Genomic DNA, 13,416 nt, shown 5'->3' with positions numbered 1-13,416 from the left:
CCGCAATGGAGTAATCCAATGGCACGTAAACAGGAAACACCAGCCTCGACGGCTGATGCTAAGGATTCGGTATCGACGGTTGATTCCAGCAGCGGGCCGACTGAAGCTGCCGGATTGCCCCTTTCGCCTAGCCGAGTGATCGTTCCAGACGCTAGCGAATCCGCTGATTCGGGCGTACCTGCAACTGCTCCAGGCACGGTGGAGGACTCGGGCCTGTTGACGGCAGAAGGGCAGGCGGCCGCTGGCACTGGGTTGGATTGCGTCACAGGCGAGCAGGGTGCCGGTATCTCTACGACGGACGCTGCCGATGCCGCATCCGAAGCCGTCGCTCAAGCCGCCTCAGTCTTGGCAGATAGCGGCGCCGGCGCTGATGACTTGGCGCTAGATGATCGGGCCAACTCCAACCCAGCGTCCCTTCAGATCTATCCGCTGCGTTCGTACATGGACGAGGGTGAGCTTCGTCGTCGCGGAGGTCCAGCGTACAAGGTGCCGCGCCGGCATGCGGAGGAACTGGTGCAGCGGAATCTGGCATCACTCGAACCGCTGAAGGAGTAGATGATGCCGGTTATCAGTATGTCCATTGCCCGGCATCACCTTCGAGATCCCGATGATGATGACCAGTACCTGGAGCTGCTGGTCGAGGCGGCGGAGGGGCAGGCGATGGAATATCTGAACCGCCGTTTTTACGTCGATCAGCAGGCGCTGGATGAGGCTGTCGCCGCCGGGGATGCCGGTGACTCGCCGATGGTCTGCAACAAGCCGATCGAGGCTGCTTGCTTGCTGATCCTTGGCCATCTTTACGCCAACCGCGAGGACGTTGTGATCGGAACCATTGCCACCGAGCTGCCCAAAGGCTCGGTGGCACTCCTGACGCCTCACCGGATTGGGTGGGGCGTATGAGGGCCGGCCCGTTGCGTCATCGGCTACAGGTGGCTCATCGACACGAGGAGAGGAATAAATCCGGGGGCGCCACAGTGACGTGGCTGCCTGCTGCTCGCCCTGAAATGTGGGGTGAGGTTCGCACCCCAAGCGGTCGAGTCATTGCGGTTGCTGAAAAGCTGAGTGCTGTTGTAACTGCCGAAATCATAGGCAGGCCGCGCCCAGATATCGTCGCAGGATCGCGCCTGACACGTAGGGGGATCACCTACCAGGTTGAGGCCGTGTTGCCTGACAACGAAAACTCCTTGATGAGGCTTCTCTGCTCATCGGTACCTAACCCATGAGGTGAATGATGAAAATTCGAGCATTGGGCCCGCTGACCGGCGCGTCTGGCGAGCGCGAGAAGGGCGAAGAGTTCGAGGTCGACAAGGCTTATGGCGAAGGCCTGATTGCCCGGGGGTACGCTGAAGCGGTCACCGACAAGGCCGCGAAGCTCCCGAAGGCTGATCCGGCCAAGGAGTAGGGTATGGCGCGCCGGTCGAGCCTTCGCGGTGACATCCGGCTACGCCGGACGCTGCGCAACATCCACAAGACGATGGACAGCGAGTTGCAGCCTGCCATGGCCAAAGCAGCCGCGCGGGTACTCGAAACCCAGCGACAGCTGATCCCCAAGGATACCGGCGCTGCTGCAGCCGCCCTGCGTGTCTACGTCACCCCCAGCGGGCTGGATGCTCAGGTGGGCATACGGGGCAAGCGAGACAATCGCCGATTCTTTTACCTACGGTTCCTTGAGTACGGGACCAAGGGCTATTCCGGCAGCATGTACCAGCGAGCTGACCGGAACGCGATCGGCGGCGTGCACACCAACAACCGCGACAAGTCGCAACTGAAAGGCCGGCGAAACTCGATCCGCCAGCGCGACACGAAGAACAAGTCCGATGGGCAGCACTTCTTCGGGAAGTATCCGGACATACCTGCCAGGCCCGCACACCCGTGGCTGCGTCCGTCTCTGGACGTCAACCGCGAGTTCGTCATGGCGGATCTTGAGGAAGCCGTCCGGCGCACGCTGCGCAAGGCAAGCCAGGGGGTAGGCAATGGCTGATCCATCCTTGGCTCTGCAAGAGGCCATCTTTGCCAGGCTTCAGGCGGAGGTTAGCTGCCCGATATACGATGGCGCGCCGCTGAACGCCGAAATGCCGTACGTCTCCATCGATCGAGAGGTTTCGGTCAACAGCAGCCCAATCTCGGGCCGCAAGCGCGAAACGCGCCTGCTGTATCTGTCCGTCTGGTCCGATTCCGTGGGCCAGGCCGAGGTCAAACGCATCAACGGCGAGGTTATCGCCGCCCTGGACGAGCGCCGCCTGCCGCTGGAAGTCGGCCGTGCCGTGTCCGTTCGGGTCGAGCAGGCCGACGCCCAGCGCGATGCCGACGGCATCACTTACCAGGGGTCGATCACCGTCCGTGTGATCACCACTCACTGAATCACCCACTGGCCGCGCTGCGGCTTCTATCCAACGTGGCTTTGGAGGATCACCCATGCCCGCAGAAGACAACCTCAATACAGCCGCCGGCTGCCGCCTCTTCATTGGCAGCAAGACCGGCGCGACCACCAAAACCGAGTTCGAGGCCGACACCTATGTGCGTGTTGGTGAAATCGAAGACCTCGGCGAGTTCGGCGACACCTTCAGCAGCGTGACCTTTACGTCGCTCGAGGATGGCCGGGTGCGCAAGTACAAGGGCACGGCTGATGCCGGCGACATGACCATGACCGTGGGCCTGGATAACGGTGATGCTGGCCAGAATGCCGTCAAGACCGCCCACAAGGATCGCAGCAAGGGCGATTACAACATCAAGGTCACCCTCAACGACGGCGACCCTGATGCATCACCGGCAATCAGCCCGACCACCTTCTACTACCGCGCGAAAGTGATGAACAACACCGTTGCGGCCGGCGCCGCTGACAACGTGGTGCGCCGCAACATCACCTTTGGCATCAACTCGGAAATCCTCGAGCTGTTGCCGGCCCCTGTAACCCCATAAGCGCCCGGGGCTTCGGCCCCGGCCTAACAGGACCTGATCAATGAACAACACGCTGCACGGTACCGTTACCGTCAAGTTGGGTGATGAAGAATTCACCCTTACCCCAACCCTCAAGGCTGTGCGGGCGATCGAGAGCCGCTTTGGCGGACTGCGCGGCGCCTCCCAGGCTATCAACTCGCTCAGCGTCGACGGTTGCGCCGCCATCCTGGTGGCCGGTGCCGGCCTCGACGATAAGGCCGCCAAGGCAGTGCCAGAGCAAGTCTGGCAGCACGGCGTTCTTGATGTGTCGACGCAGCTGAACTCCTACTTGGTCGCGCTGTACAACCCGCGCGGCAAAGACCCGGGAAACGACCAAGCCGGGACGGCGTAAGCGTCATCGAAGACGGAAGTTACGTTGACCGGCTGTACTCGATCGCAACGGGCTGGCTTGGCTGGCAACCCGATGTGGCTTGGCGAACGCCGCTACCCGAGTTGTTCATGGCGTTGGATGCCAGGCTGGAGTGGTCGCAGATGACCAACCCCTTCGGCAAAGGAAAGGCGCAAGGGGCCAAGCCGAAACCCAGCGCCTCTGCCGTGGCCGACAAGCTGCGCCAGGCGCTGACGGGCCGAAACGCATAGCTCAACATCCGCTCCGGCGGGTTTTTTCGTTCTGGAGAATTACATGGCCGACCAACAGGTCCAGGGGATGCTGGTCCAGATTGAGGCGACCACGGCTCAGCTGCGTCGAGAGTTGGCCAATGCTGATCAGTTGGTCGCTCGGTCATCCCAGGCGATTGATCAGAGTTTGGCGAAGGTCGACTCTGCTTTTGATCGGGCAGGCGCCGCAGCGCAGCAAGCCGGTACTCGCGTTCGTGGTGCTTTCGCGGCCGTGGCCGGAGCCGGCCTGATCGGCGGAATCATTCAGCAAGTCGACGCCTACGGGCAGATGTCTGACAGGATGAAGGCTGCAGCCGGTAGCGCAAGCGAGTATCAGTTGGTCCAAAATCACTTGCTGCAAACTGCCCAGGAAACTTACCGGCCTCTGGCAGAAGCGCAAGAGCTGTATATCCGCACTGCGGACGTTATGCGTAGCCTGGGATTCAACACCCAAGAGACGTTGGACATCACCGACAGCTTCAGCTTCCTGCTAGTGACCAACGCCGCCGCTGCCGACAAAGCCGGCTCCGCGCTTGATGCGTACTCGAAAGCGCTGCAGACCGGTAAAGTAGAGATCGATGGTTGGCAGTCAATCCAGACAGCAATGCCTACCATTGTTGACGCGATAGCCGCCGCCACCGGGAAGGGTGCAGACGAGATTCGGAAGCTCGGTAATGAAGGTAAGCTTTCGATAGATGATATCAACACTGGCCTTCTGAAGACTGTTGAGGCCAACCGCAAGGCTGCGGCCGACATGTCCACCAGCGTGCAAGATGCGCTGGTGAACATCAGCAACGCCATTCAGGTATTCCTGGGTGGCATGGAAGAGCAAACCGGCATAGTTGCAGGGTTTGCGAACGTGCTAATTGCCCTCGCTGACAACGTGGACCTGGTGGCCGTGGCCATGGGTGGCGTTGGAGCTGCTGCGCTGACCAACTACGTTGCGAAGACCGGACTTGCCGTGCAGGCCGCGCGGGCTGACCGTGCTGCGCGCATTGCCCAGGCTGAGGCAACCCTGCAGGCGGCGATAGCGGATCAACGGAAAGCTCAGACTGCCACCATTCTTGCTGAGCGGGAGGCTATTGCGGCGCGCGGTACCGCAGTTCAGACCCAAATGTCCCTTCAGCTCGCAACGGCGCGGACAAAGGAGGCTGCGGCAACTGCCGCAGTAGCAACAGCTCAGTCTGGATTGAAAGCAGCTTCAGCCGGTCTCCTTGCTGGCCTGGGTGGGCCCATGGGTTTGGCGATTCTCGCCGGCACCGCCGCGGCAAGTTTCCTCCTGCTTCGCGACAATGCGGACAAGGCCGGGGTCAGCCTGGAGGACATGCAAAAGCCCGTATCCCAACTGCGGGAGGAGTTCCAGAAACTCAACCGGGACCAGCGCGAAGCCGCTCTGGTGAAATGGCAACAGGAGCAGATCAACGCCGCAGACAAGGTCAAAGATGCCTATGGCGACCTTGCCCAGTCCATACGCTCTGCGACAGTAACAGCACCTGTTCGGGACTCGGGTGGTCAGTACAACAAGCAGTTGGCCGACTACCAAGGAATCATCGACCGGCTGAATGAGGCTCGGTCTTCGGGTGCAGACCTTGCCCCAATCCTCAAGGAGGTGGGGGCACGCTTCCAGCTGCCAGCGGCTACGTTGCAGGGGTGGATCACCCAGGCGGGCGCCGTCAGTGATGCTGACCAGCGTTCAGGCCTGATTGCGGAAACCTTGCGCGTCCTCACCGGGATTACCAAGGAAAACACAGTCGCGACCGAAGCGAACAATGCCGCGAAGACCGGCATGAGCAGCGCCGGCCAGACCTACCTGGAAACCCTGCAGAAACAGCTCGGCGGCCTGCAAGACAACAACGACGCGATCAAGATCGCAAACCGCTACATCGCCGAGAATGCAGACCTCACCGAGACCGATCGGAAGGCGATTCTGTCGGCAGCCAACGCCATCGAGGCGCAGAAGAAATCCAACGATAAGGCCAATAAGGCCAAGCGCGAGGGTGAGACCAAGTCCGAACAGGCTGCGAAAAAGCAGCTGAAAGACTTCGACGCGGCCGAGGAAGGCTACAAGCGCCAGATTGAACTGATCAACACCACTGGCGACAAGCAGAAGGATGCGACTGAGGTCGCCAAGCTTTCCTTCGAGCTCCAGGAAGGGAAGCTCGGCAACCTGTCCAAAGCCCAGCAGAAACGCCTGCTTGAGCTCGCTGCTGAGCTGGACGTGCTGAACAAGATCAAGAAGGCCAATGAAGATGACCTGAAGCTCAGCGCCTTCAGGTCCGCGCAGCAGAGTGGCACCCGAACCCAGGCTGACGGTTTCGATCAGGAGCTTGCTGGTATCGGCTTGGGCGATAAGGCGCGTGATCGCATGCGCTCTGAGCTTGCCCTGCGGCAGAAGTATGTCGCGGATCTCAAATCGCTGAACGAGCAGCGTAACACTGGGCAGATCAGTCCAGAGCTGTACGCCGGTGAAACCGAGATCCTGAAGCAGGAGTTAGACAAGCAGCTCGAGAATCAACAGAACTACTACGCAGCCGTGGACGAGCAGCAGTCCAACTGGATGAACGGGGTGCGCGAGGCTTGGGCGAACTATGCCGACGAGGCAAGGAATTACTCGGCCCAAGCAGCTGATGCCACCACCAGCATCTTGGGTAGCGCCCGGGGCGAGCTGAGCACCTTCATGACCGATGTTGCCACCGGCGCCGAGGATGCTGGTGATGCCCTGAACAGCATGATCGGAGGGTTTGCGAGATCGGTGCTCAATGCACTGGCCGACATGGCCGCCCAATGGCTCATTTATCAGGGCGTCCAGCTGATTGTCGGGAAAACCACCCAGGCAAGCGCTGCCGGGATGATGACTGCGAACGCCCAGGCGACAGCTCTGCAGGCCGGCCTGGCTGCATTTGCTTCGACCGCGGCCATTCCGATCGTAGGCCCGGCCCTGGCTCCAGGTGCAATGGCCACCGCACTCACCATCGCCAACCCGCTGGCCTCGGCCGTGGGCATGACCGCGATGTCGGGCGTGGGCTTCATGGATGGCGGCTACACGGGCCATGGCCGCAAGGATGAGGTCGCCGGCCCGGTGCACCGCGGCGAGTATGTGTTCGATGCGGAGGCTACGGCGCGTATCGGGGTTGGAACTCTGGAGGCCATAAGCGACGGCCGTGCTGCCTTCGTTGGCGGCCCCGGCAGCTCTTCGGCGCCCGCTGCTGATTCAGTGGCCGCTGGCAGGCCGGCGCCGGCGCAACCTGCTCCCCAGGTCAACCTGTACGAGGATGCCAGCCGGGCAGGGCAAGTTCAGATGTCAACGGGCCCGGATGGTCGCCAGATCCTTGATATCTGCGTGGCAAACATCCGCCAAGGCGGCGTGCTGGCCAAGGCCTACGAACAAACCTATGGGGCGAAAAGGGTGGGGCGATGACCGCAATTGCAACGCTGTACGCCTCTGGCGGCAAGGCATGGATCATTCCGACCCTTGAGCTTCGCTGCCCAGCCTGGCCGGCGCCGATTTACATCTGCGCGGGCTTCGATGATGTGGTGGCCACGCTGGAGACAGGTGCCAAGGTGAAGTTCACCGCGGCTGCCTTCGATGCAGCGCTTCCCAAACGTGACGACAGTGGTAGCCAGACGCTGACTTTTGCAATCGACAACGTCACCGGCGTAGCTCAGCAGCTGATCGACCAGGCGCTGGAGGCCCGGAAGAAAATCACGCTGGTATTCCGGATTTTCATGTCGTCCGACTTGTCCGCACCCGCAGAGATGCCGTACCGGATGACGGTGCTCAGCGGGTTCATGGAAGGGGCCAGCGTGCAGCTGCAGGCTGGTTACACCGACTACATCAATTTGGCCTGGCCAAGGCGCAAGTACAACTTGAGCTTCGCCCCCTGCCTTAGGTACGTGTGATGTTCGACAGCTACTTGACCGCCACCTACGAGGATGGCGGGCGCGGCCCTGCGCGCTTCGATTGCTGGGGGATGGCCAGGGCTGTGCGTCATGAGGTGTACGGCCTGCGGCTGCTACCCAGCTGGGGTTATGTCCGAAACACCATGCCGATGGAGTTCACCCGGGCAGTCAACCACGAAGCCGCCGGCATGGAGCGCTGCGATCCGGAAGTTGGCGCAATCGCCTGCGTCTGGCGGGGCGATATCTGCATCCACGTTGCGTTGATCGTCGAGGCAGAAGGACGGCTGCATGGCTTGGAGATGAAGCCCAGCGGGGCGACCATCAAGCCGCTTCGGCGATTTCAAGACCAGTACCTGAAAGTGAGTTATCACCGTGATCGAATTCTACCCGAGCAAGCTTGAGGGCTCTCCCCTGGAGCGCCACAAAACCGACAAGGTGATGACGATCGAAGGGTGGCTGCAGCGCAACGTGCCAGGGTATGTGCCGCGTTCCTCGCCGCCCATCAGCATTGAGGTGAACGGGGTATTCATTGCACCTGACCGCTGGGGCAAGACCGAGTTTTCCCCGCTGGACACCGTCCGTATTTACCCGGAGCCCAAGGGCACAGGCCTTGAAGTGGCTGTGTGGGCGGTGGTGGCCGCCGTGGTGGCGGTCGGCGTCATCATGCTCACGCAGAAGCCGCTGGCCACCCAGACGAACAAGTCGCAGAAGGGACAGAGCCTTAACCTGGCGAAGACCACCGGTAACCAGGTAAAGGTGGGGGACATAATCCGGGAGGTCGCCGGCCGCACGCGGATCTTCCCCGACTACCTGGTGCCGCCTCGGCACTACTTCGTCAATGAGACGGAGCAGTGGGTGGAGATGCTGCTGTGTGTAGGCGTTGGTGAGTTCGAGATCAATCCCACCGACGTGAAGATTGGCGACACCCCGATCGCATCGCTCGGCAGCACCGCGCGGTACCGGATTTATGGACCGGGCGAGTCGCTGGCTGATGAGCCGGCCCGTCTCTGGTGGCACAACTCCACCGAGGTTGGTTCAACCAGCACCGGCGGGGCGGGGCTCACGCTCACGACCACCACCACCGTTGCCCAGCAGTTTACGGGTGAATCGGTGCTGGTTGCCGACCATGTGCTGACCGTTCCGGAGGGGGCTGGCTGGTTCCCGCTCGGCTGGGACAGCGGAATGATCGCTCGCATCGAGGTGCCGTACCCGTACACGTTCACTGCGCCGGTTGATGGCAGCGCGACTGTTGTCAGCGGCCCGCATCTGCCCATGCTTCTGCCGTTTTTCGGCATGCGCATCGAGATTTCGGGTGCCAACGCGGGTGAATACGTGGTGGCCAGCTATACGCCAGAAGTGCCAGGCACGCCGGCAGTGCCCGGTAGCGCCTCTATGGTCACCGGTAGCGCTGCACCAACGCGCTTCGACTTCAATGTGACGCCGCTGAGCTTTACGGTATTTCGCGGGACCAGTGATTTCCCCGTTGCCTTGAACACTGCCACCACTGACCTGGCCGGCCTGGTGACTGCGGTGAACGCCGCATTGGCAGGCACGCCGTTGGTGGCCAGCGCATCCAGTGGCCGGTTGAGGATTGCGGAAAAGGCCGCGCCGTTCACCGGCACCGGACTGACCTTGGCCGGCGCCGTCGTCGACATCCTGGGTGCGAGCCCCGTTTTTGCGACGGGGGTGAAGTCGGAGGCTGCAACGGAGGGGCAGTATGCCTGGATGACCATGGCCTACGACGGCGGTGCTCCAGCTGTTGGCCTGCAAACCGGTGAATTGCTTTCCTCGATCGGGTATCGCGACATGCGCTACCGGATCACGGAAGTTTCGGACGACTCTGCAGAAGATGACGACGAGACCCCAGAGGACGAGAGCCACGGCCCTTCAGCGATCACAGTTGTTCGCCTGACCGACACCGGTGCAGTTGACGATGAATGGGATGGGTTCGACGCAATCCAAAGCAATGGCGTGAGCGCTGTGCTGGACGGCTCGACCACTGAAGGCGACTGGGCGGGGTCGTTCGTGGTCTGCCCGGAAGGCGAGACTGTACGCCGGGTGGAGCTGGACTTCTTCTTCCCGAGCGGCCTGATTCGCTACACGGAAAAGAACGGTAACCAGCGAGCAACCAGCGTTAAGGTCGAAGCGCAGTATCGCGATGTCAGCACGGCAGGGGGATGGACCTCTGTATTCTGGACCTTCACCGCAACCCGGCGGGATCAGATCGCGTTTACCCGAGCTGTCACTTTCCCGGCCTATATGCGCGGCGAAATGCGGGTTCGCCGAATCGGCGAGGAGTCCACTGCCAACACCAAGCAGGACCGGGTGCAGTGGTATGGCCTGCGCGCCAGGATCGACAAGGCGCCGCTGCGCTATCAGGGAGTGACGGTGATCGCTGTTTATGCCCGGGGCGGTACCAAGCTGTCGGCGCAGTCCGAGAGCCAAGTGTCGGTGATCGGCACGCGCAAGCTGCCGGTGCTGGTCGATGGGTCTTGGTCCGAGCCTACGGCTACCCGGAACATCGAGCCCTGGGTCCATTACGTTGCAGAGGATGCAGGCGCGACCGATGACGACCTGGATATCGAAGAGTTCGTGCGCTACGGCGCCACTTGGCAGAGTCGCGGAGACTACTTCGATTTCTCGGTCGAGGAAGCCGGCACGGTCAAGGATGCCCTGAATGATGCGCTGAAGGCTGGTTTCGCTAAGTTCACACTCGAGCGAGGGCGTATCACGCCTGTGCGCGATGAATTGCGCACCCAGATCGGCAAGATGTACACGCCGCAGAACATGACCAGTTCCTTGAAGCGAGCGTTCACAACGCCGCCGCCGGATGACTACGACGGGGTGCTCATTAAGTACCAAGACGGTAAGACCTGGGCGGAGGAAACGGTGAAGTGCAAGTTGTCCGGCGACGCATTCCAGAGGGTAGAGGAAATCACGCTCGATGGCGTAACCGACCGCGACCGCGCCTGGCGGTATGGCATGCGGCAGCGCCGGGCGCATGTCTACCAGACCAAAAGCTACAGCTGGAGCACTGAGCTCTCGGCGCTCAATAGCGGTTACCTCAGCTACGACGCCGTGGCAGACGACATTCCCGGCTATGCCCAGTCCGCAGTAATGGTCGACTGCTCCCAAGGTGAAGGGCCGGTCATCGTTGAGAGCAGTGAGCCGTTCACCTGGGAGGCCGGGAAGTCTCACGTTCTTGCGGTTCGACGGCCAGACGGCTCTGTCAGCGGGCCATGGGCAGCAGCACGGCTGGACGACTACCGAGTAATCATCCCGACGATTGATTTCGCACCGGACCTCTCCCTGGAGATTGAGCCGCCGCACTTGTTGTTTGGCACCTCTACCAGGTGGTGCTACCCGGTCCTCATCACGTCCATCGAGCCGGGGGACTACTCGGCGGATATGGAGGCGGTCAACTACGACGCGCGTGTCTACGCGGATGACGACAACTTTGCACCTGAGGACGCTTGAGGATGCTGACTTTTCCGGATGATCTCCCGCTGCCAGTGGGGGATGGATACGGCTTCAAGCCCGTAAGCCCGATAGTCAGGACGACGATGTCGAGTGGTCGGGCTATGCAGCGGCGTCGGTTCGGCAGCGTTCCTACGCTGCTGCCCGTCAGCTGGTTGCTCTCGACGGCGGAGGCCAAGCTGTTCGAAGGGTGGTGCAAGTGGGGGATCGGGTGGGCCGACTGGTTTCTCTGCCCGCTTCGAACGCCGCTTGGACTGAAGCCGCACCGGGCCAGGTTCACCGACATCTACACCGGGCCTGAGTTTGTGAGCGATGACCTGTGGCGCTATACGGCCACGCTTGAACTGTTCGAACTGCCAATCATCGACGAAGCCGAGTTCACCGAACTGCTCGCCGGCATGTCCTTGCCGGTGATGAACGCCGCGCTGCGCAACCTGCTGCAGCGCTGGTACACCCGATCTTGGCCCGGCGCGCCGGCCATTTGAGTTCCTGCCCACTTCGGTGGGCTTTTTTTTGCCTGGAGTAAACATGAGCGGAGCCGAAGACCTCGCGCGCTTGACGGAAACGATCGACAAGGCCAACGAGCTGATGCTGTCCGATCAAATCAAAATGGTCGACGTGGGGGGAGGGCAGCAGCGCCCTACGAACGCCAAGGTGCTGGCCGACCTGGCCACCCAGATGAGCGGTGCGCTCATCTACACCAGTACCGCCTTGGGCCTAGCTGGCACGCAGCCTGGCGGATATTTCAGCGTCATCTCTGCCAGTACGCAGGAGTACCTCAACCTCTACCGCAACGAAAGCGGGACGGCTGACTGGATCGCTACATACCCGAGTGCGCTGGCCACGCAGAATGCTGATGCCATGGCCCGCACAGCGCTCAGCCAGACCCCGCCGCGCTCGCTCGATGACGCAATGCCTTGGGCTATCGTTGATGAGTTTTTCCGAGCGATTCTTGGCGTTAAAGCGAACGGTGCTGTGCACGCCATTCTCGACACGCTGCCTGGCCTCGATCTGCTGGGCGACTATGCCTGGGCGGTGGTCGATTCCCAAGGCGTGGTGTTGCTCGGCATCAAGTGGAGCGGGGAGGTGGTTACCTTCGGCCAGAGCACGGGCGCCGTGGCTGCCTACGCTGATGGTCCGGTGGGTGGCCAGGATATCTGGGTGCTGGTGGATGGCGTGCCGTACCAGGTCACGTCCAGTGGCGACAACTTCTCGCCGCAGGTGTCGAGCGGCCGGCTGTCCTACATCCGGCGAGGCACCAGTGTGGCTTCTGTTACCGTGGACGTTCCGGTGGCCGGGTCTGTTGCCACGTTTGTGCAGGTGCTGCTTCATATCCTGGGTTATGGCCAGTCGCTATCCATGGGCGACACCAGTGTGGTCCAGACTACCCAGCCGCCAACTGCCAACCGTCTTCTGACAATCCAGAGCGGGGTCATGCTGGCAGACCAGGAAACTACCCTCACCGACGCGATGGTGGTCCCGTTCAAGCCTTTGGTAAGCGTCGTGCGTGAGGTTCCGGTTGTTCAGATGTCTGGACAGCTTAATCGACTGCGCGGGGTGCCTGCGAACGCCGGGCTGCTGACCAGTGCCCACGGAAGGAACGGGAGAACTATCGCCCAACTGAGCAAAGGGTCGCTCTACTACAGCAACCTGCTGACGGCGGTGGCTTCGTCAAAGGCCGAAGCAGCGCGACTGGGGCTTACCTACCGGGTTCCGTTCGTTGACTGGATTCAGGGTGAGGCAGACCGGAATATGGCCCAGGCCACCTACCTGGCGGCTCTTCTCCAGTTGCAGTCCGATCTGGACACCGATATCCGAGCCGCGTCAGGACAGAGCGAACCGGTGCCGATGCTGCTGGACCAAATCAGCAACTTCACCAACTACGGGCTTGTCAGCAGCTTCGTCCCGCTGGCTCAGCTCCAGGCGGCTCTCGACTACCCGGACCGCTTTGCTTGCGCAGGTCCTAAATACTGGGTGCCGAGCAATACGGATGGCACGCACCTAACTGGCGACAGCTACACCCGCATTGGCTGTATGCACATGCGCGCCGCGGAGGCGTTGATCCGAGGTGGCCGCTGGTTGCCTACACATGCCATCTCGGCAATCCGGACCGATGCTGTGGTTGTCGTGCGTTTCCATACCCCATCCGGGCCGCTCACCGTCGACACCGGAAACGTCAGTGACCCAGGCAACTGGGGCATTCGCTACGTGGACGACGCGTCGAGCGCGAGCGTTTCCAAGGTTCGCCTGCTGGGAGAAAACTTGCTGGAGGTCACTCTTAGCGCGGTTCCAACCGGCGCAAACCCTTACATCGGCATTGCCGACGCTGGAATCGCCGGCCAACCGCTTGGACCAACGACCGGCGCGCGTGCATGCCTGCGCGATAACAGCCCAGACCGAGACGGCCAGGGCCGGCCAGTTTACAACTGGGCCTGTCACCAGCGCATCGCGGTTCAAGCCGCTTAACACCGATTACCGACTGAA

The 13,416-nt window shown here is 61.6% G+C and carries 15 protein-coding genes; all 15 read left to right on the top strand.

The window, feature by feature from the left end; genetic code table 11:
* Window positions 1–18: 18 nt before the first annotated feature.
* Complete coding sequence (locus HP547_RS00240; protein ID WP_172285197.1) at window positions 19–555, top strand: hypothetical protein; 537 nt, start codon at window positions 19–21, stop codon at window positions 553–555.
* Between the two features lie 3 nt (window positions 556–558).
* A complete protein-coding gene (locus HP547_RS00235) occupies window positions 559–900 on the top strand; it encodes a head-tail connector protein (RefSeq protein WP_172285196.1) in 342 nt (113 codons plus the stop codon).
* Complete coding sequence (locus HP547_RS00230; RefSeq protein WP_081011189.1) at window positions 897–1,223, top strand: head-tail adaptor protein; 327 nt, start codon at window positions 897–899, stop codon at window positions 1,221–1,223. Before HP547_RS00235 ends, HP547_RS00230 begins: the two co-directional genes overlap by 4 nt.
* An 8-nt stretch (window positions 1,224–1,231) precedes the next feature.
* A complete protein-coding gene (locus HP547_RS00225) occupies window positions 1,232–1,402 on the top strand; it encodes a hypothetical protein (protein ID WP_172285195.1) in 171 nt (56 codons plus the stop codon).
* A 3-nt stretch (window positions 1,403–1,405) separates the two neighbouring features.
* A complete protein-coding gene (locus HP547_RS00220; protein WP_172285194.1) occupies window positions 1,406–1,981 on the top strand; it encodes an HK97-gp10 family putative phage morphogenesis protein in 576 nt (191 codons plus the stop codon).
* A complete protein-coding gene (locus tag HP547_RS00215) occupies window positions 1,974–2,360 on the top strand; it encodes a DUF3168 domain-containing protein (RefSeq protein ID WP_172285193.1) in 387 nt (128 codons plus the stop codon). The genes HP547_RS00220 and HP547_RS00215 overlap by 8 nt, the downstream gene beginning before the upstream one ends.
* A gap of 55 nt (window positions 2,361–2,415) precedes the next feature.
* Window positions 2,416–2,919, top strand: coding sequence for a hypothetical protein (locus tag HP547_RS00210; RefSeq protein WP_172285192.1), 504 nt, complete (start codon window positions 2,416–2,418; stop codon window positions 2,917–2,919).
* A gap of 40 nt (window positions 2,920–2,959) precedes the next feature.
* Complete coding sequence (locus tag HP547_RS00205; RefSeq protein ID WP_172285191.1) at window positions 2,960–3,289, top strand: hypothetical protein; 330 nt, start codon at window positions 2,960–2,962, stop codon at window positions 3,287–3,289.
* Window positions 3,290–3,396: 107 nt separating this feature from the next.
* Entirely contained in the window at window positions 3,397–3,537 is a 141-nt protein-coding gene (locus HP547_RS00200; protein WP_306139469.1) for a hypothetical protein, read from the top strand.
* Between the two features lie 43 nt (window positions 3,538–3,580).
* The gene (locus HP547_RS00195; RefSeq protein ID WP_172285190.1) at window positions 3,581–6,973 is read left to right on the top strand and encodes a phage tail tape measure protein; all 3,393 of its coding nucleotides are present in this window, start codon (window positions 3,581–3,583) and stop codon (window positions 6,971–6,973) included.
* Window positions 6,970–7,455 carry a DUF1833 family protein gene (locus HP547_RS00190; protein WP_172285189.1) on the top strand — a complete coding sequence of 162 codons (486 nt, stop codon included), beginning with the start codon at window positions 6,970–6,972 and terminating at the stop codon, window positions 7,453–7,455. The genes HP547_RS00195 and HP547_RS00190 overlap by 4 nt, the downstream gene beginning before the upstream one ends.
* A complete protein-coding gene (locus HP547_RS00185) occupies window positions 7,455–7,856 on the top strand; it encodes a hypothetical protein (protein ID WP_172285188.1) in 402 nt (133 codons plus the stop codon). The genes HP547_RS00190 and HP547_RS00185 overlap by 1 nt, the downstream gene beginning before the upstream one ends.
* Window positions 7,828–10,932 (top strand): host specificity factor TipJ family phage tail protein, encoded by a 3,105-nt coding sequence (locus tag HP547_RS00180; RefSeq protein WP_172285187.1) that lies wholly within the window; start codon window positions 7,828–7,830, stop codon window positions 10,930–10,932. The genes HP547_RS00185 and HP547_RS00180 overlap by 29 nt, the downstream gene beginning before the upstream one ends.
* A 2-nt stretch (window positions 10,933–10,934) precedes the next feature.
* Window positions 10,935–11,417 (top strand): hypothetical protein, encoded by a 483-nt coding sequence (locus HP547_RS00175; protein WP_172285186.1) that lies wholly within the window; start codon window positions 10,935–10,937, stop codon window positions 11,415–11,417.
* A gap of 43 nt (window positions 11,418–11,460) precedes the next feature.
* Window positions 11,461–13,398 carry a hypothetical protein gene (locus tag HP547_RS00170; RefSeq protein ID WP_172285185.1) on the top strand — a complete coding sequence of 646 codons (1,938 nt, stop codon included), beginning with the start codon at window positions 11,461–11,463 and terminating at the stop codon, window positions 13,396–13,398.
* Window positions 13,399–13,416: the final 18 nt, after the last annotated feature.

The organism is Pseudomonas sp. CM27 (genome assembly GCF_013179515.1).
Taxonomy (GTDB): Bacteria; Pseudomonadota; Gammaproteobacteria; order Pseudomonadales; family Pseudomonadaceae; genus Aquipseudomonas.
Note: the sequence above shows the minus strand (reverse complement) of the source record. Positions and strands in the feature narration are given on the sequence as shown.

Excerpts from the sequence above, each read along its gene's own strand:
- HP547_RS00185 (WP_172285188.1), top strand. The coding sequence starts at position 7,455 with ATGTTCGACAGCTACTTGACCGCCACCTACGAGGATGGCGGGCGCGGC.
- HP547_RS00190 (WP_172285189.1), top strand. The coding sequence starts at position 6,970 with ATGACCGCAATTGCAACGCTGTACGCCTCTGGCGGCAAGGCATGGATC.
- HP547_RS00220 (WP_172285194.1), top strand. The coding sequence starts at position 1,406 with ATGGCGCGCCGGTCGAGCCTTCGCGGTGACATCCGGCTACGCCGGACG.
- HP547_RS00215 (WP_172285193.1), top strand. The coding sequence starts at position 1,974 with ATGGCTGATCCATCCTTGGCTCTGCAAGAGGCCATCTTTGCCAGGCTT.
- HP547_RS00210 (WP_172285192.1), top strand. The coding sequence starts at position 2,416 with ATGCCCGCAGAAGACAACCTCAATACAGCCGCCGGCTGCCGCCTCTTC.
- HP547_RS00225 (WP_172285195.1), top strand. The coding sequence starts at position 1,232 with ATGAAAATTCGAGCATTGGGCCCGCTGACCGGCGCGTCTGGCGAGCGC.
- HP547_RS00175 (WP_172285186.1), top strand. The coding sequence starts at position 10,935 with ATGCTGACTTTTCCGGATGATCTCCCGCTGCCAGTGGGGGATGGATAC.
- HP547_RS00170 (WP_172285185.1), top strand. The coding sequence starts at position 11,461 with ATGAGCGGAGCCGAAGACCTCGCGCGCTTGACGGAAACGATCGACAAG.
- HP547_RS00240 (WP_172285197.1), top strand. The coding sequence starts at position 19 with ATGGCACGTAAACAGGAAACACCAGCCTCGACGGCTGATGCTAAGGAT.
- HP547_RS00205 (WP_172285191.1), top strand. The coding sequence starts at position 2,960 with ATGAACAACACGCTGCACGGTACCGTTACCGTCAAGTTGGGTGATGAA.
- HP547_RS00235 (WP_172285196.1), top strand. The coding sequence starts at position 559 with ATGCCGGTTATCAGTATGTCCATTGCCCGGCATCACCTTCGAGATCCC.
- HP547_RS00200 (WP_306139469.1), top strand. The coding sequence starts at position 3,397 with ATGGCGTTGGATGCCAGGCTGGAGTGGTCGCAGATGACCAACCCCTTC.
- HP547_RS00195 (WP_172285190.1), top strand. The coding sequence starts at position 3,581 with ATGGCCGACCAACAGGTCCAGGGGATGCTGGTCCAGATTGAGGCGACC.
- HP547_RS00230 (WP_081011189.1), top strand. The coding sequence starts at position 897 with ATGAGGGCCGGCCCGTTGCGTCATCGGCTACAGGTGGCTCATCGACAC.